Below are 24,690 nucleotides of genomic sequence, written 5' to 3' on the forward strand. Positions count from 1 at the left end.
AGTCAAGGTGTACCCATCCTACGGTAAGGATTTTGTCATCATGGGTCGGCTCTTCACTTCCTTTGCCGTTAGTGCCCTGTTTCTGCTCTCTAGTCTGTCAGCAATGGCGTTTCCGCGCGGCGGCTTTGGGGGTGGATTTGGTGGCTTTCGTGCCCCTGCCCCCTCCTTTAATGCAGAACGCAGTTTGAGTAACCGTTTTGTGGATGTTCATCCCGTCAACCCGACTAGTCCGATCATTCGCCCCAATAACTTTAGCCCCAACATCATCCCAAATCGTCCTATTAATAACAATTTCAATAACAACTTTAACAACGACCGCGTTAACATCAATAACGCTGGTAACATCGTCAACTGGAACCGCAACAATAATGTGATTGTGAATCCCAATAGGAATGTGATTGTGAATCCTAGGTGGAATAACAACCCTTGGTGGTGGAACCGTGGTAATCCTTGGTACCCCGTCCCCTACTACTGGGGGGGTGGTTTTTGGGGCAATCTGGCGATCGGGATCACCTCAGCGGCGGTTGCTGGGGCTGTGGCGGGTAGTGTCGCAGGTAACAATAGTCCGACAGTTGTGGTCAATAGTCCGGGCGGGCAACTCCTCACCGCCTATGGACTGGTACAGGTTCCCTGTAGTGGTAATGTCGTCGTGATTTATGGCCCCTCTGGAAGTGTGGTTTGCGCTCAGCCCAATAGTCTAGTGTCCGCAGGAGTTTACACGATTGACACCAGCACCCTTTCCCTGATTCCTCAATAAGTTCACTGTTTTGACTAACGTTTAATTGAGGCTTTTATGCATCACTTCGCATCTGTTTTTTTGGGTCTTGCTTTCACAACCACTGCTCTCGTGGCTCCTAGTTGGGCACGCGGTTTTGTCAGCGTTACTTCCAGTAGCGGCGAGGTTTCAGAATACGATGATGTTCAAGTCACCCATACTGGTAACCGCTTAGTCTTAAGTGGGACACGAGAATCGGGCATGGTCGAGACCCTCACCATCGAAAAAGACAAGTGTACTCAAGAGGGGCAGGTGCAGTTTTGCTCTGGGGGCATGGTGAAACTCGAGCATTACCGTGTCACAGAAGTGATTCCATATACAAACCTCGCCCTTTACACCAATACTGGCAGTGCCGCAGCCCAAATCCCCGGCACATTGGTCACCCTTGGTCCGAATACGTTTATGTTGGAACTAAAAACCGTTAAAGGTACCTATATTTCTGCTTTTGGGGAGTTCGATCGCTAGAGGGCATTAGTTGGCCCAAAAGGCTGGCTGCCTTGCCCACTGCACTCAATGGTGACGGAATCATCGGGCAAAAGGCGATATGATAATTGCCTAGTCGCGCTCTAGCCATTTCCTTGTCAGTCTCGCGTTTTCAAGCTGCCTGTGAGCAGGGTGAGTTTCTCATCACCGCAGAGGTGTGCCCCCCTAAGGGTAGGGATGCCAGTACGATGTTGCGTCAAGCAGCCCATCTCAAGGGACGAGTTCATGCGGTCAATGTCACCGATGGCAGTCGCGCCGTGTTGCGCATGAGTTCTTGGGCCGCCGCCTATTTGTTGCAACAGCAGGGGTTTGAACCCATTTGCCAGATCGCCTGTCGCGATCGCAACCGCATTGCCCTGCAAGCGGATCTCATGGGTATTGCCGCCCTTGGGTTACGCAATATTTTGGCACTCACGGGTGACCCCGTCAAAGCAGGCGATCATCCCCAAGCCAAACCTGTCTTTGATTTGGAGTCTGTACGGCTATTGCGCGTCATTGGCCAACTGAATCAAGGCGTGGATAGCGAGGAGCGTCCCTTAGCCGATGGACCAACGCAATTTTTTGCTGGGGCAGCGGTCGATCCCCAATCTGCCAGTTGGTCAGGACTGCAACAACGGTTTGAACGCAAATTGGCAGCAGGTGCTCAATTTTTCCAAACGCAGTTAATTACCGACTTTGAGCGGCTAGCCAAGTTTATGGATCAGATTGCTGCTGGCTGTGGGCGACCCATTCTTGCCGGCGTTTTTCTCCTCAAGTCGGCCAAGAATGCTCTGTTTATCAATCGCGCCGTGCCGGGGGCTTCGATTCCGCAGCACCTTATCGATCGCCTTGCCGCTGCCGCTGATCCCCTCGATGAAGGGATAACCATTGCTGCCGAGCAAGTGCAACAAGCACGGGAACTGTGTCAGGGGGTGCATTTAATGGCGGTGCGCCGTGAGGATTTGATTCCCGAAATTCTCAACCGAGCGGGAATTGCTCCCCTTAGCGCGTCACCTGCACCCCGCGCCAAAACGCCACATAGCCCTTGATATTGGCGGCCGCTGGTTTGGGATCGGGATAGTACCACGCCGCATCACGATTCACCTCACCATTGACGACAACGTGGTAGTATCTGGCTGTGCCTTTCCAACCACAAACCGTGTGGGTATCGCTGGACTGAAAATAGGCCGGATTCAGTGCCTCGGGCGGAAAATAAACATTGCCTTCGACCACTTCATAGCGATCGCTCTCGGCCAAGGTCGCCCCTTTCCAAACTGCTTTTGCCATTGCTTTGTCTCAGTCGTTCCCCTTCTTAAGATAAAACAGGTGCCGTGACTCTCCGCACGTCCTAAAGGGACGGCGGCTTCTCAATGCTGTTAAGCAATGAGCTACATCGGGTATGAGCATAAAACCTTAACCCAATGGGGGGAGCCATAACCCCAACTACTGGGACTTCCATGAGACCCAGATACTTTCTGCGAAGATTTATCGCACCCACGCCGTCCCTGTGAAATTGAAATCCGCAAGCGCAGGAATACTCTCGCCCTGATGGTTTGTGGCGTTTTCCACAGGCAGGGCAAGTTTGAGTCGTGTACGCTTCATTCTGCAGAACGGTTTTCATGCCCGCTCGATGACATTTGTACTCCAGCATCTGGCGGGTTTGTCCTGACGGCATTTGGTGGATTTTTTGATTCGCTTTTTTGCTGTACTTGGCTGACTTGCGAATATCGCGAATGTCCCCAATTACAACGGTTTGCACGTTTCTAGCTTTGAACGTGGAAACAAGTTTGCTGGTCTGCTGATGCAGAATATCTTTGATCTGATGGTTTAGCTTTGAAAGTTGTCTGCGCTTTGATTTAATTAGCCGATTACGACGCTTTGAACCGGGCTTTTTGGTATCAATTAGCGAAGACAGCTTGCCTTTGAGCTTGTTTTGATAACGACGCTTGGAACGTAACAATCGCCCATTGAGGATAAAAGTCTGTTCGCCATCATGAGCAACTGCAAGGTGGATTTCGCCTAAATCTACACCCACTACGGCGCCTTCCTCGATAGGCGCAACAGGTTCGTCTTGGTAAATCGCCCTCAGTTCATACTGCTCGCCGTCCCAGCCCATTTCAACCATCTTAGGAACATCCCATGCCCAATCAATGACTAATGGTTCGTTGTCCCGTCCGTTAGACAAGTACAGCTTGCCATTTTTTACTTTGATCGCCGATGATTTCCACTGCACCCTATAAAACCGCCTGCGTCTGCGGGGCGGACGTGCGTCTGGGTCTGATTGGCGTCTCTCGCGCCAAGACTTGAGGGAAGCGAAGAAGCTTTGGACAACTGCATCAGCCGAATGGGCGTGGAGCTGATTTTCAGGGTCGTTAGGAAGCCATCGCATTAAAGAAGATGGCTTAAGCCAGATTCCTTGCTTACGAACCGTTCGCCAAAAACTGACAACCGTCCGTGAATACAACTCGCCCGCTGCACGGGAAAGTGTTTGCATTTGTTCGCTGTTGCCAATCTTTAACTTGCGGACGGTATAGTTCAGATGTTGGTACCGTTGGTATTCCATACTGCCATTGTAACTCAGTGCCCCATCCCAAAAATCAAACTCTTTGATTGGCTGAAGCCAGAAAGCGCCTAACTGCTTAGCTTAAAACCGTAGTAGCTTGCGGCGGGCTAAGGCCCATTGTTGTCAGCGGGCTAGGCACATTGGGGCGATCGCAAAGAATTTGACCGTCACGAAACTGAATAATGCGGTGCGTGACAGCCGCCACATCGGGTTCATGGGTCACCATAATCACCGTCATGCCCGCTTCATTGAGTTGCCCAAAGATGGCGAGAATTTCCGCCGTGGTGTGGCTATCGAGGGCACCGGTGGGTTCATCGGCGAGCAGGAGTAGGGGCTGGTTAACAATGGCGCGGGCGATCGCCACCCGTTGTTGCTGTCCTCCCGAGAGTTGATTGGGACGATTCTCAAGGCGGTGACCTAACCCTACCCGTTCCAATGCAGCGATCGCGCGATCGCGCCGTTCCTTGGGGGGAACTTGGGCATAGACCATAGGTAGCATCACATTTTCCAGTGCCGTTAGCTGCCCCAGCAAGTAAAACTGTTGAAAGACAAAACCAATCTTGGCATTGCGAATATGGGCGAGTTCATCATCACTGAGGTGTGCCACATCTTGACCATCCAGAAAGTAGCGACCAGAGGTCGGGCGATCCAAACAGCCAATAATATTCATCATTGTGGACTTCCCTGACCCCGAAGCCCCCATAATTGCACAGTACTCTCCCCGCTGAATGTTGAGATTCACCTCCCTGAGGGCGTGAACTTCCGTTTCCCCTTGGCCATACACTTTAGAAATCTGTTCTAGGCAAATGAGTGGCTGATCCAGCATTACAATGAGGTGACAAGGCCATTTGCACTCATTCTAAAGCCTTTTTTCATGACCTTGGTTGCCAATAGATGGCGTATGGTAGAACAAACAAGTGAGTGAGGAGAATGAACCATGGGGTGCAAATCATTGCCAAAGCTACACAACACCGTGATCACGCTGGCGATCGCCAGTGGATTCACCCTTGGGGCAACACTGATGGTACCCCGCTCAGCCACTGCTCAACCCATGCCCGTCAGCCCAAGCTCCTACAGTTTTACTAGCATTAACCCCCTTCAGGACTATCTCTTGGGTGCCGGGGATGTGCTTTTCATTGAAGTAGTCAACTTACCACCAACCGTCACCACTCAAAAAGAATTTTCAGTGAATCTTGATGGCTCAGTTTCTTTGCCCCTTGCAGGGCGCGTCATGGTGGGCGGCTTAACCCTACCCCAAGCGGAGCAGGTGATTCTAAACGCCTATAGTAAAGTCATGCGTTTTCCAGCAGTGACTGTGAGCTTACAAACCCCACGCCCCATGAAGATTCTGGTTGCAGGTGAAGTCACACGTCCAGGGAGTTATGTTGTCCCTTTTACAGGGGTCACTGTTTCCACCGCCGATCAAGCAGCTAGTGCTGATTCTGTGGGTCTTTCTGGCGGACTCACGTGGCCGCGCTTGAGTCGAGTCCTTGCCCAAGCAGGTGGCATTACCCAAGAAGCCGATATTCGCAATATTGAAGTGCGCCGCCAACTGGGGAATGGCCAAACAGCCGTAACGAGAATTAATCTCTGGGAGATGATTCAGTCGGGGGATGCGAACCAAGATATTACACTGCGCAGTGATGATGTGATTGTGGTGCCCAAGGCGAAGGAAGTGAATGCGGCTGAAGCCATACGGATCGCCTCTGCCACGTTTTCGCCACAGGTGATTCGGGTGCAGGTGGTCGGTGAAGTGGTGCGACCGGGCTTGGTCGAAGTGCCAGCCAATGCCACCCTCACTCAGGGAATTGGGGCGGCGGGCGGATTTAATGTGCAACGTGCCAATATGTCTAGGGTGACGCTAGTGCGGCTGAATCGCGATGGCACGGTCAGTCGGCGACGGATTCCCTTTAGCTTGGCGGCTCAACCCAATGCCAACAACAATCCTGTGTTGCAGCAGGGGGATGTGATTGTGGTGGAACGGTCAGGGCTAACGCAGGTAGGGGATACGATTGGGAATGCCTTGCGGCCTCTCGGCGCATTAGGAACCTTAGGGATTATCATCAATCTATTGGATTAAAAATGGCGTACTACTGATGTCGCTCCCACAAAAGGCACCCAATTTACGGGTCGTTGATCGCGAAGCGCGTCCTGCGGGCGATCGCCAGCGAAATCCGTCACGGTTCAGCACCAGAAAGAGTTCTAAAAAGGGTGGGCTGCAAGCTTTTAGCGATCGCTGTCGGCGACGGTGGCGACTGCTGTCAGGGACGGTTTTACTCTCATTCTTGGTGATGGGCGGGTATGTTCTCTGGCAACCCGAAATGTACGAGGCCTATTTTCGCCTCCTGATGGAACCGGTGAGGGAGCCACAGCCTGCGCCAACCTTGACCCCACGCGATGGCATTGCCGGTACCCTCCCCACCGACCCCCTCCCTTCACCGCCACCAACCACAACCCCGCCAGTGGATGTGGGGTCACAGATTCTGGTTCTAGAAAGTGACAAAGTACTGGCTCCCATTGCCCAGAAATTGCAACAGCAGTACCCCCATCTGACCACGCGGGTCTTGGCCGAGCATCTGGAAATTCGGCCAGTGGTTAGTTCCGCCACGGAGCAACTACCGACACAAACAAAAGTGCTAGAAGTGGCCTATCGCGATCGCCAGCCAGAAATCGTGACCGCAGTATTAAAAGCCGTGGCCGAGGCATTTGTTGACTACAGTCAGCGCGATCGCCAAGAACAACTCAATCGCACCCTAGAGCAACTTGACAAAGACATCAATCAGCACCTTACAGAATTAGAGCAACTCCAGCAGCAACTCCGAGCCAGTCAACCCCAAGGCACGAGCCTGCAACCCTCAGAACAACTGCGCTTTTTAACGGAACAGTATCGCCAAATCCATAGCCTGCGCCAAGCCGCCCGCCTTAAGGCCGTGGAAGCCTACGGTCGTTTTCAAGGGTTCCAAGAACAACTCAAGATGACGCCCGCCGAAGCCTTAGCGGCAGCGAATTTGAGTACCTCCCCTGCTTATCAGCAACAACTAGCACGCATTCAAGAACTGGATCAAGAAATTGCCAAGAATTTGGCCATTTTTCGGGAAGGGACACCCGTCATCCAAGCCCTTGAGGAACAGCGGCGAGTTTTGGTGGAGCAATTGCAGGCGATCGCCCGCCAAGTCATTGGTGAGCAGTATCAAGTGGACAACCCCACGGCCCTCGGCTTTCAAGGAACAGTGTCACAAACGCTGATTACCAACTACATTACGGCGTGGATTGAATACGAAAACCAGCGGCGCTATGATGCTGAGCTTGCGGCACCCCAAGCGGCGGTTGCCCAACAATTACAACAACTGAGTAGCCAACTCCCCGCCATCGATCGCCTTGAAAATCGGATTCGGACGGCCAATCTCTCCCTCGAGATGCTGAATCAAGCCCGACAGGCGGTGCAACTGCAACTGGCGCAGAATAATTTTGCCTGGCAGGTGTTGACAGATTTAGAGAATCCCGCTGTCCAACCCACCTTCCCACGCTTACTGCTGTTGGTGCTAGGGGCGATCGCCAGCCTTGTGTTGGGAGTTCTGGCTACTTATGTGGCAGATGCCGCCGCCAATACGTTTGTCAGTCCAGCCCAAGTGGAAGATGCCCTAGGCTTGCCCCTCCTTGGCAAAATTCCCAAGGCAACCCCGCAAACCAATCTCCGCCTAGAGCGCGTGGTGAAGGGCAATTCAGGGCTGTGGCAGGTGACCCAAGTGCTACCCTCTGTCGGGGAATGGGTGAAGTTTCAGGAAGCCTTTCACCATGTGTTTGCCAACCTCCAAGCTGTGGGTTTGGGGCATTCGTTAGCCGTGATTTCAGCCCTACCCGCCGATGGGCGCACCACCGTTGCCCTGCATCTTGCCCTTGCTGCCGCCGGCACGGGTCAGCGAGTTCTGCTCATTGATGGGGATTTGCGGCGACCTCAGATTCACCGCTATCTCGGCCTGACAAATGAACAGGGCTTGGCGGATTGGTTAATTCATCGGCGGTACTGGTATAGCGTTGCTCAGGCGCGGCGCGGCCTTGCAATTTTAACCGCTGGCGAGTTGCGGCAACAGCCGATGCGGCTCCTCAGCCAAGACACCCTCAAGCAATTCATGGCTCACCTGAAAAACTATTTTGATCTGGTGATTGTGGATACACCCCCCTTGGCCAACTTTGCTGATGCCAAACTCTGGTCGGGACTGGTGGATCAGACCCTTGTGGTGGTGAATCTGAAGGCACCCCAGCAGCCTGTGCGACTAGCCTTGGCAGATTACAGTTTGGGAAGTAGTAGCGCTCTGGGTGTTGTGGTTAATCTCGCCTAAGCTATTCTTCAAAAAACCAGAGTTCCTTGTTGATACTCTCATCCAGCACTTGGGGGGGGCGCAGAACCAGCAGGAGTTGACCCAGAATTGGTGCTGTAGGGGGTTCAGGAAACCAAGCGAGTTGGACAGTATCGCTGGCCGCAGGTGCAATCAGCAGATAGCGATCGCGATCCCATTCTGGAAGCCCGCGATCCACAATCAAGAGCACCTGTTCAATGGGGAGTCCCTCAGGCGTGGGCGGTAATTCTGTGGGTAAGTCTGCCACTGGCCAAAGCACCGCCACTGGATCAACGGCATTCAGGAGAACCTGCCAACTGGGGAGAGCCACTAGGCTCATGGGTTGGGAGACAGAGACTAGTTGAAAGGCGCCTGTAGAAGTTAACTGGGGCACTTGATTAAAGGCTGCGGCCGTGAGGGGGGCTGTTCCTGCAACGGGAACGAGGTAGGGCAGGTCTTCAGCGGAATCCAAGCGGTAAAGGGGGAGTCGGGGTTGGCTAGCAGCGGGAACCACGGTAAAGTCCGTCAGCAGTTTTTCAAGGGCTTGGCGACCTGTGGCGGATTCGACAAAGCGAAAGCCTTGGGCAATGAGGCGCGATCGCTGGGCTAAATCCCGTTGCTGCCGCGCCAGTTGCCAATAGTAGCGACCAATGCGATCGCCCACACTCTCACCAAAACCTTCACTGTCATCCTTTTGATAGCTCACCGCTTTGAGGGCACGGCAGACCTCATGAACCGCAGTGACATCCAGTTCTTTCTCAACAATGAGTGTGGCTGCTGCTAGGCGATCGCCCGCTGATAAGACCCGCAGTTCATAGAGCAGATCGCTGCCCCGCGTTTGAAAATAGGCACGCACAGATTCAGGGGCTTCCCGTAGGCTCTGACTCACTTGCAGGGCAATGATTAGTTGATTTTGGTGGATGGGTTCAATGCCCGTCGCCTCAAAAATCGCTTGGGGAGAGAGCCCTTGTTTTTGCAGTTGCTGGCATCCTGCCCCCCAATCCTGCCAAGTTCCCTCCTTGCGGCGTAGGCGTTGCAGCACTTCCGTTGTCAGGGCATCCTGTTCTTGACTCATCCAATCACCTCCTAGCAGCAGGGAAACATTCTATTGATTGCTAGCGATCGCGCACCGTTGTCCCTTGGCGTTGAATTGCCAGTACCTCCACCCGTGCCTGCACATCAAACTTTGCCCAAGTCTCCTTGAGGGCAGTGGCAATGGCGGAAGCGGTAACGGGATCCCCAAGGGCTAAGAGCGTGGGGCCTGCACCACTAATGACCAAACCGTGGGCACCCGCCTCAAGAGCCGCCCTGTGGAGATCGGCATAGCCTTTGATCAAACTTTGGCGGTAGGGTTGATGCAGGCGATCGCCCAAGGCCAGTTGCAGCCACTCCCGTTGACCCGTTTCCAACCCCCGCAGCAGAGCACCAAGGTGACTGATATTAAAAATCGCATCACCGTAGGTACAGTGGGGGGGCAGCACTTGCCGCGCTGTTTCCGTGGCCAGCTCAAAGTCTGGAATCGCCACAATCGGCACCACATCCTGATCCCAAGGAATTTCGAGCCAATGCCATCCCCCTGCACTCTCTTGGACAGCCAGACGACAGCCCCCTAACAAGGCCGGCACCACATTATCGGGGTGGCCTTCCATTTCAATCGCCAATTCTAGAACCTCGGTATGACTGAGGGGAAAGCCCGCCAACCGATTTGCCCCCACCAAGCCGCCGATAATTGCGGTCGCTGAACTGCCGAGGCCCCGTGCGAGGGGAACCCCCAGATCAATCTCTAAATACACAGGTGGGGCTTCACGGCCGAGATATTGATAGAAACGGCTATAAGCACGATAGGCCAAATTGTCGGAGCTACTGCTGACACTGGCTGCCTCAGTGCCCCGCACACTGACATGGGGGCGATCGCTCAAAGAAAAGGTAAACGTATTGGTGAGCGTTAAAGCAGCCCCCAGACAATCAAACCCCGGACCCAAGTTGGCCGTTGTTGCCGGCACAGTCACCACTGTCATCATGGGTTAGGCTTCCTCCCCAGTACCAAAGGCGCGATCGCCTGCATCCCCTAAGCCGGGCACAATAAAGCCCTGCTCATTCAATGTCTCATCAATCGTGGCCGCATAGACTTGCACTGCGGGAAAATGGGCACTGAGTTTCTGCAAAGCTGGGGGAGCAGTGACAACGGAAATGATTCGCACCAAGGCTGGGTCAATCCCCCGCTGCACCAGTTCCTGCATTGCTGTCATGATTGAACCTCCCGTCGCCAGCATCGGCTCACTAATGAGGACACGGGTTTGCGAGTCAAACTGCGGGGGCAACTTATTGAGATAGCAACTGGGTTCAAGGGTAGCCTCATCCCGCACAATCCCTAAGTGGTACGTCTTTGCTGTGGGTAAGACCCCTTGGGCACCGTCGAGCAAGGCCAAACCCGCCCGCAGAATCGGTACAACCACGACGGGTACTTGCGGATTCACCACCAGCGCTGCACAGGGGGCAAGGGGCGTTTCAACCACTGTTTCCACCGTTGGCAGCCATTCCCGCGCCGCTTCATAGGCCAGCCATCGCCCCAGTTCTGTCATGGCCACCCGAAATAAGGGGGTGGGCGTGTTGCGATCGCGAGCAACCGTTAGCCAGTGCTGAATGAGGGGATGAGGGGGGACATAAATGCGCAATTGGGGGGTCACAGTATCGCTCCAATACGTACCCGGCGGGCTTTCCTATTCTCCACCGAAATCGTCCCCTTTAGACACGGCCAAATCGCCGCTGTCGCTGTTGGTAATCCCGTAGCGCCTCATGGAAAGCAGCGCGGTCAAAATCTGGCCAGAGGGTCTTGGTGACGTAAATTTCGGAATAGGCCACCTGCCACAGCAAAAAGTTACTGACCCGCATCTCGCCACTGGTGCGAATCAACAAATCGGGATCCGGTAGGCCGCCTGTGTACAAATGGCGTTCAAAGAGCACTTCATCAATATCCGCAGGGTCAAGGTGTCCCGCTTTCACTTGGGTGGCAATCGAACGGCAAGCGTGGATGATTTCCCGTCGCCCACCATAGTTGGTTGCCACCACAAATTTAATTTTTTGGTTATTGGCCGTAGCGGTCATCGCTCGCTCAATTTCCGCTTGCAGGGAGTTCGGCAAACACGCCAAGTCGCCCACAAAGTGAATTTGCACACCCTCGGCAACCATTTCCGCTAGCTCCCGCCGCAACACCCGCTCAAAGAGGGTCATCAGAAAATCCACCTCCGGCAGGGGGCGACCCCAGTTTTCCGTGGAGAAGGCGTAGGCGGTCAGGGCTTCAATGCCCCAATCTTTGCAACAGCGCAGCAGATCCTTGAGGGTGTCCACCCCCCGTTGATGCCCCATAATGCGCGGTAAATTGCGTTGCCTTGCCCAGCGGCCATTGCCATCCATAATCACCGCCACATGGCGAGGTAGGCGATCGCGATCCAAATCATCGGGTAACTCAATGAGTGAATGGGGCTGTAGCGTCATGGACACATCCTATTGGCGGAAATTAGCGCAGTGGCCATACAGTCTTCCAAAATTTTAAGCTGTGCCGACGTTGACGGGGTTGTGAAGTTCCCGTCCCTTGATCCTGCACATATTGCCGCAACAATTCCCCTAGTTTACTGCTTGTGAGGGGACGTTGAAGCTCCCCCTTAAAGGCAAGGGAAATTGACCCCGTTTCCTCAGAGACCACCACACAGACACAGTGGCTAATGCGTTCGGTAATCCCTAGGGCGGCGCGATGGCGAGTGCCCAACTGCCAAGGCCCCGTGCGATCCGAGAGTGGCAGGATCAACTTTGCGGCAATCACTTCAGCCCCCCGCACCCAAATTGCCCCATCGTGCAGGGGGGAACTCACCTGAAAAATGGAGGTAATGAGTTCTGGCGAAAGGCGGGCATTGAGAGCGATCCCTGCATGAGTAAAATCTTGGGGGCTGAGCTTTGTATGGGTTTCCAAGAGAATGAGTGCCCCCGTGCGATCCTGAGATAACCCTTTCACGGCCGTCACAATCAAATCAACGGCATCATTGGTCAGACTTGATTCGGCCACGGGCTGCACAAAGCCCAAAAACTGTCCTCGTCCCAACTGTTCCAGAAAAATGCGAATTTCCGACTGCAGAATGACGGCTAAGGCTACTGCAGAACCAATCACTAAGTTGTGAAGCACAAAGCTCAAAAACTGTAGCTCAATGGCACGACTGAGGGAGGTCGCCAACAGGAGGAAGATAAAGCCCCGTATCATCCAGAGGGTTCGCCGCTCGGCTACAACCCGCAAAATAGCGTAGGTTAGGGTCAAGACCAAAACCACATCCACGACTGTTCGCACCTTGGCCAGTGTCTCCGAGGACAGCAGCAGCCACGAGAAGTTTCCTAGGAGGCTGATCATCCCATTTTGCTCGTCACCTCCTAAGGGGTGGGGGTGCTCAATCGCAGGGGCAAGACATCATGAGCCACCAAATCAGCGTAGGTTTCCCGTTGCAGGATCAGGTTGGCTTCACCCTCACAGACGACCACCGCCGCCGGCCGAGGCACACGATTGTAGTTGGAGGCCATGCTGTAGTTGTAGGCACCCGTACTGGCCACCACTAAAATATCATTGGCTTGCAGGGGGGGTAGGGTGACTTGGGGCAGCAGAATATCGCCCGATTCGCAGTGCTTACCGGCAACACGCACGGTTTCTGTGGCGGCAGTGGTCATGCGATTGGCACACAGGGCGGTATATTGCGCCTGATAGGTAATTGGTCGTGGATTATCGGACATGCCACCATCCACAGCAATATAGGTGCGTAGCTCAGGAATCACCTTACGGCTGCCCACAGTGTAGGCCGTCACTGCCGCAGGCCCAACGATGGAGCGACCCGGCTCACAGATGAGTTTTGGTAAGGGAAGATGGCGTTGCTGACAGGCTTGGCTCACTTGATGGCTAATGGCCTTTGTCCAGTGGGCGATCGCCGGTGGATGATCGGAGTCTACATAACGAATGCCAAGGCCACCCCCCACATTCAGTTCGCGCATGGGTAGCATCGCCTCACGGGCTTGAGCCAGCCAATCCAAAAGGACATCACAGAGGTCTAAGTGGGGTTGCTCCTCAAAAATCTGTGAGCCAATGTGGGCGTGGAGTCCGACCCAGTCCAGTTCGGGATGCGCCCTAGCAAACTGAAGCAACTCTGGAAACTGTTGCGGGTCAAAGCCAAATTTGCTGTCTAGATGCCCAGTGCGGATATATTCGTGGGTGTGGCATTCAATCCCCGGTGTCAACCGCAACATGACGCGCGGTGGGGTCGAGAGATCATGCTCCTCAACATAGGCAGCAAGGCGTTCTAGTTCTAGCCAGTTATCGGCAACAATCGTGCAATTGACCTCAAGGGCATAGAGGAGTTCTTGGGGGGACTTGTTATTACCGTGGAAGTAAATGTGGCTGGCAGGGACACCGGCACTCAGGGCAGTGTAAAGTTCACCCCCGGAGGCCACATCAATCCCCAAGCCTTCACTGTGGGCAAGGGCGCAGGTGGCTAGGCAGTTCCAAGCCTTTGAGGCATAGAGTACCAAAAATTCACCGCTATAGGTCTGCTGGAGCGTGTCTTGATATTGACGGCAAGCGGTGCGAAAGGTGAATTCATCAAGGATGTAGAGGGGAGAGCCAAACTGTGCCACTAACTCCACCACATCACACCCGCCAATGGTGAGATGGCCTCGAGCATTGGTTTGCGCAGTCAGGGGTAAAATTTGTTGATTGGCAGCAAGAGGGGTGGAGATCATGGGTCAGTATCGCGAGAAATCAAAGAATATAAGGCGACAAATCGCTATTCTCAATTCTAGGGGGATTTGGGCGATCGCTCCCTTGCCTATTTTTCGGCACTCCAGTTCAGCAAAAAGGGGGGCAGCCCTTCCTGACCATTGAGCACAATCACTTGGGGCACTTGGGCACCGCCTTCGCGCCATGCTTCGATCGCTTCCTTTTGCAGCACTAACTGGCCCCCCGGCGCTTTGAGGGTTTCGGCAAGGAGGCGTTGGGCTTCCGCTTTCCCTTGGGCACGGTTAATTTCTGCTTGCGCCTGTTGAGCCGCCTCTTGGGCAATATAGACTGCCCGTTGCGCCCGCTGCTCAGCAATTTGCTTATCCTCGACGGCCTTGGAAAATTCTTCCGAAAAGTCAAGGTTAACGACACTCGTATCCAGTACGAGAATGTGGTATTTCGCTAGGCGATCGCCAAGGGCATGATCAAAATCCTCCTTGAGTTCATCCCGCTTGGTAATGGCCTCCTCCGCCGTGCGACGGGCAGCGGCAATTTTGAAGGCCTCTTGGGTCTGGGGAGCAATGATTTTGGCCACGATATTTTCGAGTGTCCCTTGGGTGCGGCGCACATCCACGATGGCCATGGGGTCTAGGCGAAAGTTGATGGCAAAACTGGCAGTAATGTCCTGCAAATCTTTGGTGGCACTTTCTGCTGGCACTTCAAACTTCTGGACGGTTACGTCATAGACATCCACACTGGCAATAAACGGGGGTTTCCAGTGAATGCCCTCGAGGAGGGGGGTATCCTGAGCTTTGCCCAAAATACTCAGCACCCCTGCTTGGCCGGGATTAATAATCACCACGACATTCAAAAGGACAACCAGCAAGACAATGGCGATCGCCACCACTGAGGAGGTGAGCCGTGAACTGAGGAGTTGATTCATTCTCAAAGAATTGGATTTCTGCTTTGATTATAGGCGGTGCTTCCCGCCGATCCTGAAGTCAATTCCTTGCTAGAGTACAGATAGTCTGTCATTTGCTGAGCGTCCTATGCGGTTGCCCATTACTGCTGCCCAAGCGGCCTACTATGGTGATGCCTACTATCGCACCCCACCCCCCGATCTCCCTTCACTGCTGTTGAAGGAGCGGATTGTCTATCTCGGCATGCCTTTGGTGCCAGCGGTCACGGAGCTGATCATTGCGGAACTGCTCTATCTGCAATACGACGATCCTGAAAAACCCATCCGCATTTACATTAACTCGACGGGAACCTCCCGCTACGATGGCGAACCCATTGGCTTTGAAACAGAAGCCTTTGCCATCTGCGACACCATGCGCTACATTAAACCCCCCGTGCATACGATCTGCATTGGTCAAGCGATGGGGATGGCAGCCATGTTGCTCTCTGCCGGTACCAAGGGGTGTCGCGCCAGCTTACCCCACGCCACGATTGTCCTGCACCAAACTAAGAGCTATGCCCAAGGGCAGGCCACCGATATCCAAATTCGTGCCAAAGAGGTTCTAGCCAATAAGGCGATGATGGTGGAAATTTTGGCGCAAAATACCGGTCAACCCCCCGAACGCATTACCCGCGATATGGATCGACTGCTCTATATGACGCCCCAAATGGCCAAGGAATACGGCATTATTGACCGCATTCTCGAACCCGAAGCGGTGACCAAGAAGCTGCCCGCCACTCTCACCTAGTGCAAGACGGCTGCCCAGTCGCGGCCAATGCGAATCGTAATGTCCGAAGACAGCACCCCTGTGGAGTTCGCGGATACTCGCCCCATGCCAAGGACAGAACGAATCATTTGCGCAGCTCCAATATCCCCTTGCTGTGCCACAATCTCTGTTTCGGGGGTTTGCTGATACCACTCTTCACTGATGATCACATTAGTATAGCCATGGTGGGCGAGGAAATCCGCCATGTCTTGGGCAGCGTCACTGCTACCGGAGGCATTTTGCAAAGCAATGCGCAGCGTCCCCGCTTCACGCCACGTATGGTCAACCAGCTTCGAGGGGCGATCGCTAAAGTGCTCGGCAACCACCCGATCAATGCGGTCATAGTCAGGCAGCCAGTAGCTCGCTTCATAGCCATCACCACTAAAGCGTCCCGGCAGCAGGATCAAACGGAGGTTGTCTGGCTCAATGCGCAGACTAAATTGGGCGATCGCCATCAGTTCGGCAAAGGTTAAATCCGTATCCACATATTTTTGGAGGACGCTGTAGATTTTCGGCAACTGGGTCAGCATGACGGGATTGGCCAGTTTCTTTTGTAACGCTTTGATCAGCATTTGCTGCCGCTGGGCACGACCAATATCCCCCAGTTCATCGTAACGAAAGCGAACAAAGCCCTCTGCTTGCTCCCCGTTCAGGGTTTGCAGCCCCGGTTGCAGATCAATGTAAAGTTTTTGGGTGTGATCGGTATAAACCATCCGCTTGGGCACGTTGATCTCGACACCGCCCACCAGATCCACCAATTCTCGAAATGCATCTGTATCAATGCGAATGTAGCGATCAATGGGGGTATAGTTGAGGGTTTCGCTGACCACCCGCACCGTGAGATCAACCTCCCCATAAACATTGGCCGCATTAATTTTGTCGATGCCATATCCGGGAATTTCCACACGGGTATCACGGGGAATACTCAAGACCGTAATCGTGCCATTTTCAGGGTTAAACCGCGCCAGCAGCATCGTATCCGTGCGACCACGGAAGCGTTCCGCAGAACCTTCAGGGGCATCCAAGACGTTATCCACCCCCAGTACCAAGAGGTTCACTGGCCGACTCATGCCATACTGGAATCCCCGTGTCATCATTTCCAGCCAAGAGGGATCCCGTTGGCCACGATGGTTGGTACCCTGAAAGGGTGACATCAAAACAAATGTCATGCCCGCAAAGGCAGAGACCAAGGACACACCACTAAAGGCAGCAATCCAGCCTAGGGTACGCCACACTGAAGGGCGCGATCGCTGACCCCTGCTTTTTTGAGAGACCTTTTGCCTTCCCCGACCACCCACAGTAGAACTCACTGGTTTACGCTGTTGAAGACCTCTTGCCACAAATTCACTCCCGAAATAAAAACAAATCGTGGGCTAGTCGGGTGGACGCAACCCCTGTCTCTAGTGTAGGGGATTGATTACTGATCCCGCACTTATACCTATTGGACTGCCCCAAGCAAGGCTTGTTTCTGTTTTTCGCGCACTTCCTGAGATTTATGCGCTGGGCATTGGAAATTATACTGCTGGCAGCTTAGTAGAGCCGCTCAAGGACATAATCCGTCAACTGGCTGAGGGCCTGACGCGGTTCCGATGGGGGCAGTACTTCAAGCGCCGGTAGAGCCGCTTGGGCATATTCCTTGGCTAAATTGCGGGCATCTTCAATGGCACCACTTTGGCGCACGAGGTTGAGGGCGGTTTCTAGATCGCCTTCTTCACTGAACTCGCGCTCGATCAGGGTGTGCAGATAGGGGGCTTTGGGTAGGGCAAAAAGGACGGGTGCCGTTAGGTTGCCATCCCGCAGATCTGAGCCAGCGGGTTTCCCTAGTTCTGCGGTGGAGCGGGTGAAGTCGAGGATGTCATCGACGATTTGAAAGGCCAAGCCTAAATTTTTGCCGTAGGTGTACATGGCTTCGATGGTTTCTGGGGGCGCTTCACTAAGAACTGCTGCGGCCTTGGCACTGTTGGCAATGAGGGAAGCTGTCTTGTAGTAGGTTTTCAGGAGATAGTCGTCTAGGGTAATGCTGGTGTCAAAGCGGTTAAAGCCTTGGCGAATTTCCCCTTCAGCAAAGTCTTTGATCACTTGGGAGAGGAGTTTCACCACTTGCAGGTTATCCAAATCCGCTAAGTACCAAGAGGCTTGGGCAAAGAGAAAGTCTCCCGCTTGAATGGCCACCCGATTGCCAAAGACACTGTTGACGGTGGGCACACCGCGCCGCAGTTGCGCTTGATCCACCACATCATCGTGAAAGAGACTAGCGGTATGAATCATTTCCGTAATTTCTGCCAAGCGGCAGTGCCGGGGGGTAATCCCCTGATCGGGCAGCGTGGCTCGCGACACCAAAAAAACAATGGCGGGTCGGATGCGCTTGCCACTGGCAGCAAAAAGATGTTCGGCGGCAGCAGAGAGTACGGCGTGTTGTGCTCCAATCAGTGCCTTCAGGTTCTCTGTCAGTACACAGAGATCCGCTTCGACAGGTGAAAAAAGAGAGGTTACCGAAGTCATGGACGGGCTGGCCGCATAAGTTACGAAATTTTACAGAATCCTAGTTGTATTCTAAGCGAACCCTCCAATCTTGGGTAAGGGTTCCGATGAATTTTCAGCTAGGCTCAAAATTGAGAGCTGCCCCACTTGTGGAATCAAACAGATAAAGATGGCGCGCCTGCAACTGGAGAGGATCGCCCATTTGAGGAATTTGGTGACTAGGGGCTAGCCATAGCAGTTCTTGGGAACTATCCATGAGGCGACAGCGGACAATGGCTTCGCGGCCTAGGGGTTCAACAAGGGTGGCGATCGCCCCCAAGCCCTTCTCACTGATAGACAAATGTTCCGGGCGAATGCCCACCGTGAGGGGCTGTTCACTTTTCAGCGGCCAATGGCGGGTGTCCGGACAGGGTAAGGGCTGTTGCGCTAGCCACAGGTGGCTGCCATCCCAGCGAGCGGGCAGTAAATTCATCGGTGGGGTGCCCAAAAATCGCGCCACCATGGTATTGGCAGGTTTGTCATAGAGATCAGCGGGGGTGCCAATTTGCTGAATTTGACCACGATCCAGCACCACGATGCGATCGCCAAGGGTCATGGCCTCCACTTGATCGTGGGTGACATAGAGGGTGGTAATGCCCAGTTGTTGATGCAATTGTTTCAGTTCAGCACGGGTTTGCTCCCGCAATTGGGCATCAAGGTTGGAGAGGGGTTCATCGAGGAGAAACACTTGGGGCGATCGCGCCAAGGCCCTTCCCAAGGCCACCCGCTGTTGCTGACCACCGGAGAGTTGACGCGGTTTGCGCTGCAGCAGGGACTCAATCCCCAGTAGCTTAGCCACTTGGAGCACCCGTTGCTGCCGTGTGGCCGGATCAACACCGCGCATTTTCAGACCAAAGCCAAGGTTTTCGGCTACGGTCATGTGGGGATAGAGGGCATAGTTCTGAAAGACCATTGCCACATCGCGATCGCGCCCACTGCGGCCATTGACACAGGTCTCCCCAATATAAATTTCACCACTGGTGGGTTGCTCCAAGCCAGCAATGAGCCGCAATAGGGTGGATTTACCACAGCCGGAAGGCCCGACAATCACCCAAAGCTCCCCTGCGGGTACCGTCAAAGACAGAGGGCCAATCCCCACCCCCGGTGCAAATCGGCGTGTGACTCCCTCTAAGCGCAGTGTTGCCGTCACAACCTATCGCAAGCCCACCCACGTAAAGAAATCTTGGCCAGTCACCCACTCGAGCACCAGCAGGGCAATAAAGCCAATCATGGCAAAGCGACCATTGATCAGCTCCGCATAGCGCGACCAACCAAATTGCGGGGTCAAATCATCGGGCGTCGGTTCACTCATGGCGTTAGGAATGCAAAACAACTTCTTTAGCTTGGCATAGAGCCTTCACTTTGTACTCAACATTTTATAAAGAGGGCTGTTTCTGCTGTAGGGCGGTGATCACTGCCTTAATTTGGGCTTGACCGGCAGACTTTTCAAATCGCAGGGGAAACTTGCCGCGCCGCAATAACCGCCAGCCTAAGGGGGCAAGGCTGACAACCCCGCCGACATCTCGAAAGCGATTGCCCACCACCCGTAGGCCAAATTGCCGCTCATCCACCCAGCCACCGTCTTTCACTAGTTCCAAGAGCACTTGCCGATGGCGCAAAGGACGGTCTTGATTGCGGGTTGCTGTTGTTGAGCGGGCTAGAATCGCCTGCTTGATCTCACTAATGCGATCGAGGGGTTGCACGCCCACGGGACACACTGTATTGCAATTAAAACAACGGGTACAGCCCCAGACGCCACTGGTGGCAGTGTTGTATTGGTCTAGGCGTTGGTCAGTTTCGCGATCACGGGTATCGGCCACAAGGCGAGCCGCTTTGGCAAGGGCATGGGGACCGACAAAGTTGGGATTGACTTCCACGGCATTGCAGGCACCGTAGCAGGCACCGCAGAGAATACAGTTACCCGCAGCATTGAGTTTGGCGCGATCGCTGGGGGATTGGAGAAACTCCCGCTCAGGCACTTGTCGTGCCGCTGTACTCACATAAGGATTGACGGCTGAAAGTTTTTGCCAAAAATCGCTCATGTCCACGACAAGATCTTTGAGGACAGGCAAATTCCCCAAGGGGGCGATCGCAATTTGGTTGGGAACAGGACTATTGGCTAACTCGGCATGAATACTTTGCTGGCAGGCAAGGGCAGAACGACCATTAATCGTCATCGCACAACTGCCGCAGATGGTGTTTCGACAATTTTTGCGAAAGCTAAGACTACCATCTTGGTATCCCTTGATTTGAATGAGGGCATCAAGGATCGTCAGGGAAGGATCAATCTCTAGTTCAAAGGTTTGCCAATAGGCGCTCTTGTTGGGTGCTTGGCGGCGAATCGTCAACTGAATGGTCATATGCTGGCGTCAGCCCAATGTCGTTTCCAGTGTATAGCAAGCACTGCGGTGATGGTGAAAGTTGCAAAATCCCTACTTTACTTTCTGATCACAGGCCTCCTCGAGCTGGGGGGAGCCTATCTTGTCTGGCTGTGGCTACGGGAGCATAAAAGCATTTGGTATGCCGTAGCGGGGGCGATCGTCCTTTTCATGTATGGCATGGTCCCAACGCTGCAACCGGCGCATTTCGGTCGTGTTCAGGCTGCCTATAGTGGCATTTTCCTGCTGGTGGCTCTGTTCTGGGGTTGGGGAATTGATAAGGTGCGCCCCGATAAGTTTGATCTGCTCGGTGCCGCGGTTGCCCTCCTAGGAACGCTGATTATCATGTACGCGCCAAGAAGCCATTGACAGCGTCGCGATCTCCCCAAAGTCATTCTATAAGCTGGGCTTATTTAATCTATTTAAAAGTAATGTTTATTAAATGTGTGTTTTGCTGAAGAATTTGCTATAGACTAAGTCAAGCAAATCAAAAAGTTTGAATAGATAAGAGGCTATGTTTGCGCTGTTGACCGACGGCTGCAACGGTGGCGATCGCCCAATAGTCTTCTATCAACTTCAACGTCTACAGCCCCATGGATAGCCCCTGATAATTAAGGAGGAATAGTACTGTGGATTTTCTCAGTCAGTTTTTACAGGATTTTGTCAAGCAGTTACAGTCCCCCACCCTTGGTTTTTTGCTGGGGGGCATGGTCATTGCGGCGCTGGGCAGTCAACTTCAGATTCCCGATGCCATCTATAAGTTCATTATTTTTATGTTGCTCATGAAAGTGGGTCTCAGCGGTGGCATTGCGATTCGCAGTTCCAACCTACAGGAGATGCTCTTGCCAGCACTCTTTGCTGTGGTGATGGGGATTCTCATTGTATTTATTGGCCGTTATACCTTAGCAAAGCTGCCGAAGGTCAAAACCGTTGACGCGATCGCCACTGCAGGCTTATTTGGGGCTGTGAGTGGTTCGACCATGGCAGCAGCGCTGACGGCTCTGGAGGCGCAGAAAATTAGCTATGAACCTTGGGCAGCCGCACTATATCCCTTCATGGATATTCCGGCTCTGGTGACAGCCATTGTCGTTGCCAGCATTTACCTCAAGAAAAAACAGGAGAAAAAGGCGCCGGCTTCCCTCAGTGCCGTTGGTGCCTATGCGGGTGCAGGGAGCGCCACAGGTTATGCCAGTAGTACCAGTGAGTACCCCAGTGAGTACCGCAGTCAACCAAGCAAGCGAGTTAGAATCTGGCCGATTGTCAAAGAGAGTCTGCAAGGGGCAGCCCTTTCGGCACTCCTGCTGGGTGTTGCCTTGGGCATCTTTACCCGTCCCGACAGCGTCTATGAGAGTTTTTACAACCCTCTGTTTCGCGGTTTACTCTCGGTGTTGATGCTCGTTATGGGGATGGAAGCTTGGTCACGCTTGGGTGAGTTGCGCAAAGTGGCTCAGTGGTATGTGGTCTATGCCGTCGTAGCACCGCTGGTGCATGGCCTGATTGCCTTTGGTTTGGGAATGATTGCCCACTATCTCACTGGCTTTAGCCTTGGGGGTGTGGTGATTCTAGCCGTGATTGCCTGCTCTAGTTCCGATATTTCTGGGCCGCCAACATTACGGGCAGGTATTCCCTCCGCCAACCCTTCCGCCTATATTGGTGCTTCCACCGCGATCGGGACTCCCATTGCCATTGGCCTAGGAATTCCGCTTTACCTTGGCCTTGCCCAAGCAATCATGGGTGGCAACTAGTGAACCAGAGGTGCGAATTTCACTCAAGGAGGTAAACAGAATGGCCAAGCCAGCAAAGAAGCTCGTGATTGTGACCGAGAAGATTCTCTTGAAAAAAATTGCCCAAATCATAGATGAGGCCGGGGCGACTGGCTACACTGTGATGGAAACCGGCGGCAAAGGGAGTCGCAATGTGCGCTCCTCCGGTCAACCCAGCGTTTCCGATACCCAAGCCAATATCAAGTTTGAGGTACTCACCCAGACGCGAGAAATGGCGGAAAAAATTGTGGATCGGGTGGCAGTCGAGTTTTTCAACGACTATGCAGGCATTGCCTACATCTACGATGCCGAGGTGCTGTACGCCCACAGCTTTTGTGGTCCGGGGGGCTGCTGAAATGTCTGGGGCTTGACAATGCACCCCCTGATTTTCTAAATTAAAAATCTGTTGCGGGTATAGCTCAGTGGTAGAGCGCAACCTTGCCAAGGTTGATGTCGCGCGTTCGAATCGCGTTACCCGCTTTTGAAATAGACAGCGATCGCCCTCTTTTTTGGAAAACGGGTACCTTTTTGCTAATCGGTATCAGCATGAAAATAGCGGTAAATTTTTTCCGCTAGACGAGGGCCAACCCCATGCACCTGCGCCAACTGTTCGGGCGTGGCCATGCGGATATAGTCAATGGAGCGAAAGGTGGCAAGGAGTTCCTTTTGGCGTTGATAGCCCAAGCCGGGAATTTGGTCAAGGTGCGATCGCCGTTGGCGTTGGGCACGTTTTTGACGGTGGAAGTTCAAGGCAAAGCGGTGCGCCTCATCGCGGACGCGGCGTAGCAATTGCACCCCCGGTTGCTCTGGATCAGTCGGCAGAGGCTGGCGGTGGTGGGGTAGGAAAATCTCCTCCCGCTGTTTGGCCAAGCTGAGCAGGGTGAGATCGCCTAGGAGTGGCTCCAAGACCTGAACCACGGCGGACAGTTGCCCCTTGCCGCCATCAATGAGGATCACATCAGGCCAGTCATCAGCCTCTAGAGGGTCACCCTTGCCCTCAAGGTAGGGGGCAAAGCGGCGGCGGAGAATCTCGGCAAGACTGGCGAAGTCGTCGGAGTGGCCAAGCTTGACCGCGGGGTTGCGGATGTTGTAGTGGCGATAGTGTTGCTTGGCGGGCAAGCCATCAATAAAGACAACCCGTGAGGCCACCGCGTCAGACCCTTGAATGTGGGAAATGTCGTAGCCTTCAATGCGATGGGGAAGGGTGTCAAGGCCAAGGAGTTGGGCTAAATCTTCAAGAGCCGTTTGGGTGCGATCGCTGGCCTGTTGAATGCGTGCGAGTTCCAGTTCGGCATTTCGTTGCACCATGGCAATCAGTTCGGCCTTTGCCTGCCGCTGGGGGACAGTGAGGGTAACGGCGCGCCCTTTCTTTTCGCTCAAGTATGTGCGCAGCAGATCCGCCTCGGGTAGGGGATGTTGCAGCAAAATTTCACTGGGAATTTCTACATCGTCCACTTGGGCATAGTGTTCTTCGAGCACCCGTTGCAAAATCGTGCCCACACTGCCACTTTGGGCATCGGCGACAAAGGCCAAACGTCCCACCAAGCGACCAGCGCGAATTTGAAAGAGTTGAATGGCTGCATGGCGATCGCCGAGGGCAAGGGCAATGGCATCCCGTGACACCGTATCATCGGGCAAGGACACCTTTTGATCCACCCCTAAATGCTCAAGGCCGCGAATTTGATCCCGCAGTCGTGCCGCCAGTTCAAAATTCAGATCCGCCGCCGCTTGCGCCATTTGTGCCTGCAACTGCGCCACCAGTTCCCCCGTGCGCCCCTGAAAAATCATCGCCACCTTGTGCAATGTTTGCCGATACTCCTGCGGTGAAATCAGGGCTTGACAGACTCCCGGACAGCGACCAATGTCGTAGTTGAGGCAAGGGCGATCCTTAAAGAGGGGGCGGGGACGTTGCCGCAGCGGAAAAAGCCGCTTCACAAGGGCAAGGGTTTGGCGCAGGCGAAAGCTATCCACATAGGGGCCATAGTAGCGATCCTTGGGGGAATCACTGCCAGTATCACCGACATTACCGAATTGGCGTTTGCGGGTAATGAAAATGCGGGGGTAGGGTTCTGACCACGTAATACAGACGTAGGGATATTTCTTGTCATCCTTGAGGAGAACGTTGAAGTGGGGCTGATGCTGCTTGATTAAATTGGCTTCGAGGGCAAGGGCCTCGGCCTCCGTATCGGTGACGATGAATTCAATGTCCGCCACCTGATAGACCATTAATTCAAGGCGCGGTCCCAGTTGGGCTGGCTCACGAAAATAGGAGCGCACCCGCGATCGCAGGCGTTTGGATTTGCCAATGTAGAGAATTTGATCCGTCTTGTCCTTCAGGAAATAGACCCCCGGTGCCAAGGGCAGTTGCCGCAGAACCTGTTCCAAGCGATCGCGATCCTGAATCAAGGGCTGAAGCATTCTG

25 protein-coding genes and 1 tRNA gene are annotated in these 24,690 nt (G+C 53.8%); 10 read left to right on the forward strand and 16 right to left on the reverse strand.

What is annotated here, in order from left to right:
• Positions 1–40 precede the first annotated feature (40 nt).
• From KV190_RS07230 to KV190_RS07240, 3 genes are all read left to right on the forward strand, one after another.
• A complete protein-coding gene (locus tag KV190_RS07230; RefSeq protein ID WP_460192598.1) occupies positions 41–757 on the forward strand; it encodes a hypothetical protein in 717 nt (238 codons plus the stop codon).
• 60 nt (positions 758–817) lie between these two features.
• A complete protein-coding gene (locus tag KV190_RS07235; protein ID WP_460192599.1) occupies positions 818–1,240 on the forward strand; it encodes a hypothetical protein in 423 nt (140 codons plus the stop codon).
• A gap of 113 nt (positions 1,241–1,353) precedes the next feature.
• Positions 1,354–2,286: a methylenetetrahydrofolate reductase gene (locus tag KV190_RS07240; RefSeq protein ID WP_460192600.1), complete on the forward strand. Its 933-nt coding sequence runs from the start codon at positions 1,354–1,356 to the stop codon at positions 2,284–2,286.
• On the opposite strand, the gene KV190_RS07245 is transcribed toward KV190_RS07240, so the two are convergent.
• The 3 genes from KV190_RS07245 to KV190_RS07255 form a co-directional block, all read right to left on the reverse strand.
• Positions 2,240–2,524 carry a DUF427 domain-containing protein gene (locus KV190_RS07245; RefSeq protein WP_460192601.1) on the reverse strand — a complete coding sequence of 95 codons (285 nt, stop codon included), beginning with the start codon at positions 2,522–2,524 and terminating at the stop codon, positions 2,240–2,242. The two genes, KV190_RS07240 and KV190_RS07245, sit on opposite strands and share 47 nt — an antisense overlap.
• Positions 2,525–2,585: 61 nt before the next feature.
• A complete protein-coding gene (locus KV190_RS07250; RefSeq protein ID WP_460192602.1) occupies positions 2,586–3,800 on the reverse strand; it encodes an RNA-guided endonuclease InsQ/TnpB family protein in 1,215 nt (404 codons plus the stop codon).
• A gap of 76 nt (positions 3,801–3,876) precedes the next feature.
• Positions 3,877–4,626: an ABC transporter ATP-binding protein gene (locus tag KV190_RS07255; protein WP_460192603.1), complete on the reverse strand. Its 750-nt coding sequence runs from the start codon at positions 4,624–4,626 to the stop codon at positions 3,877–3,879.
• A gap of 111 nt (positions 4,627–4,737) precedes the next feature.
• Between KV190_RS07255 and KV190_RS07260 the strand changes: the two genes are divergently transcribed.
• Both KV190_RS07260 and KV190_RS07265 read left to right on the forward strand, forming a co-directional pair.
• Entirely contained in the window at positions 4,738–5,880 is a 1,143-nt protein-coding gene (locus KV190_RS07260) for an SLBB domain-containing protein (RefSeq protein ID WP_460192604.1), read from the forward strand.
• A gap of 16 nt (positions 5,881–5,896) precedes the next feature.
• Positions 5,897–8,140: a GumC family protein gene (locus KV190_RS07265; RefSeq protein ID WP_460192605.1), complete on the forward strand. Its 2,244-nt coding sequence runs from the start codon at positions 5,897–5,899 to the stop codon at positions 8,138–8,140.
• 1 nt (position 8,141) lies between these two features.
• On the opposite strand, the gene KV190_RS07270 is transcribed toward KV190_RS07265, so the two are convergent.
• The 7 genes from KV190_RS07270 to KV190_RS07300 all read right to left on the reverse strand — a co-directional run bounded on the left by KV190_RS07270 (position 8,142) and on the right by KV190_RS07300 (position 14,826).
• Positions 8,142–9,212 (reverse strand): RuBisCO accumulation factor 1, encoded by a 1,071-nt coding sequence (locus tag KV190_RS07270; protein ID WP_460192606.1) that lies wholly within the window; start codon positions 9,210–9,212, stop codon positions 8,142–8,144.
• A 40-nt stretch (positions 9,213–9,252) separates the two neighbouring features.
• Entirely contained in the window at positions 9,253–10,158 is a 906-nt protein-coding gene (thrB, locus tag KV190_RS07275; protein ID WP_460192607.1) for a homoserine kinase, read from the reverse strand.
• A 3-nt stretch (positions 10,159–10,161) separates the two neighbouring features.
• Positions 10,162–10,824, reverse strand: a complete 663-nt coding sequence (gene upp / locus KV190_RS07280) for a uracil phosphoribosyltransferase (RefSeq protein ID WP_460192608.1) — start codon at positions 10,822–10,824, stop codon at positions 10,162–10,164.
• A 58-nt stretch (positions 10,825–10,882) separates the two neighbouring features.
• A complete protein-coding gene (uppS, locus tag KV190_RS07285) occupies positions 10,883–11,632 on the reverse strand; it encodes a polyprenyl diphosphate synthase (RefSeq protein ID WP_460192609.1) in 750 nt (249 codons plus the stop codon).
• Positions 11,633–11,654: 22 nt separating this feature from the next.
• The gene (cdaA, locus tag KV190_RS07290; RefSeq protein ID WP_460192610.1) at positions 11,655–12,533 is read right to left on the reverse strand and encodes a diadenylate cyclase CdaA; all 879 of its coding nucleotides are present in this window, start codon (positions 12,531–12,533) and stop codon (positions 11,655–11,657) included.
• Between the two features lie 20 nt (positions 12,534–12,553).
• Positions 12,554–13,906, reverse strand: coding sequence for a diaminopimelate decarboxylase (gene lysA / locus KV190_RS07295; protein ID WP_460192611.1), 1,353 nt, complete (start codon positions 13,904–13,906; stop codon positions 12,554–12,556).
• Positions 13,907–13,992: 86 nt separating this feature from the next.
• A complete protein-coding gene (locus KV190_RS07300; RefSeq protein WP_460192612.1) occupies positions 13,993–14,826 on the reverse strand; it encodes a prohibitin family protein in 834 nt (277 codons plus the stop codon).
• A 106-nt stretch (positions 14,827–14,932) separates the two neighbouring features.
• Here KV190_RS07300 and KV190_RS07305 point away from each other — a divergent pair, with 106 nt between their 5' ends.
• Complete coding sequence (locus tag KV190_RS07305) at positions 14,933–15,589, forward strand: ATP-dependent Clp protease proteolytic subunit (protein ID WP_024124803.1); 657 nt, start codon at positions 14,933–14,935, stop codon at positions 15,587–15,589.
• Here the strand turns inward: KV190_RS07305 and KV190_RS07310 are convergent.
• From KV190_RS07310 to KV190_RS07330, 5 genes are all read right to left on the reverse strand, one after another.
• The gene (locus tag KV190_RS07310) at positions 15,586–16,842 is read right to left on the reverse strand and encodes an LCP family protein (RefSeq protein ID WP_460192613.1); all 1,257 of its coding nucleotides are present in this window, start codon (positions 16,840–16,842) and stop codon (positions 15,586–15,588) included. The genes KV190_RS07305 and KV190_RS07310 overlap by 4 nt on opposite strands.
• Positions 16,843–17,137: 295 nt before the next feature.
• A complete protein-coding gene (gene sds / locus KV190_RS07315; RefSeq protein ID WP_011057594.1) occupies positions 17,138–18,109 on the reverse strand; it encodes a solanesyl diphosphate synthase in 972 nt (323 codons plus the stop codon).
• 94 nt (positions 18,110–18,203) lie between these two features.
• Positions 18,204–19,277, reverse strand: coding sequence for an ABC transporter ATP-binding protein (locus tag KV190_RS07320; protein WP_460192614.1), 1,074 nt, complete (start codon positions 19,275–19,277; stop codon positions 18,204–18,206).
• A 3-nt stretch (positions 19,278–19,280) separates the two neighbouring features.
• Positions 19,281–19,439, reverse strand: coding sequence for a chlorophyll a/b-binding protein (locus KV190_RS07325; protein WP_181494902.1), 159 nt, complete (start codon positions 19,437–19,439; stop codon positions 19,281–19,283).
• A gap of 64 nt (positions 19,440–19,503) precedes the next feature.
• Positions 19,504–20,487, reverse strand: a complete 984-nt coding sequence (locus KV190_RS07330; RefSeq protein WP_460192615.1) for a succinate dehydrogenase/fumarate reductase iron-sulfur subunit — start codon at positions 20,485–20,487, stop codon at positions 19,504–19,506.
• Positions 20,488–20,541: 54 nt separating this feature from the next.
• Between KV190_RS07330 and KV190_RS07335 the strand changes: the two genes are divergently transcribed.
• The 4 genes from KV190_RS07335 (at position 20,542) to KV190_RS07350 (ending at position 22,748) form a co-directional block, all read left to right on the forward strand.
• Positions 20,542–20,874: a YnfA family protein gene (locus KV190_RS07335; protein ID WP_460195248.1), complete on the forward strand. Its 333-nt coding sequence runs from the start codon at positions 20,542–20,544 to the stop codon at positions 20,872–20,874.
• A gap of 260 nt (positions 20,875–21,134) precedes the next feature.
• Entirely contained in the window at positions 21,135–22,250 is a 1,116-nt protein-coding gene (locus KV190_RS07340) for a sodium-dependent bicarbonate transport family permease (RefSeq protein WP_460192616.1), read from the forward strand.
• Between the two features lie 40 nt (positions 22,251–22,290).
• Positions 22,291–22,623, forward strand: coding sequence for a P-II family nitrogen regulator (locus KV190_RS07345; RefSeq protein WP_297048443.1), 333 nt, complete (start codon positions 22,291–22,293; stop codon positions 22,621–22,623).
• Positions 22,624–22,676: 53 nt separating this feature from the next.
• Positions 22,677–22,748: transfer RNA gene (locus tag KV190_RS07350), tRNA-Gly, on the forward strand.
• A 51-nt stretch (positions 22,749–22,799) separates the two neighbouring features.
• Here the strand turns inward: KV190_RS07350 and uvrC are convergent.
• Positions 22,800–24,686, reverse strand: a complete 1,887-nt coding sequence (gene uvrC / locus KV190_RS07355; protein WP_460192617.1) for an excinuclease ABC subunit UvrC — start codon at positions 24,684–24,686, stop codon at positions 22,800–22,802.
• Between the last annotated feature and the right edge of the window lie 4 nt (positions 24,687–24,690).

This window comes from Thermosynechococcus sp. FA-CM-4201 (assembly GCF_054689355.1).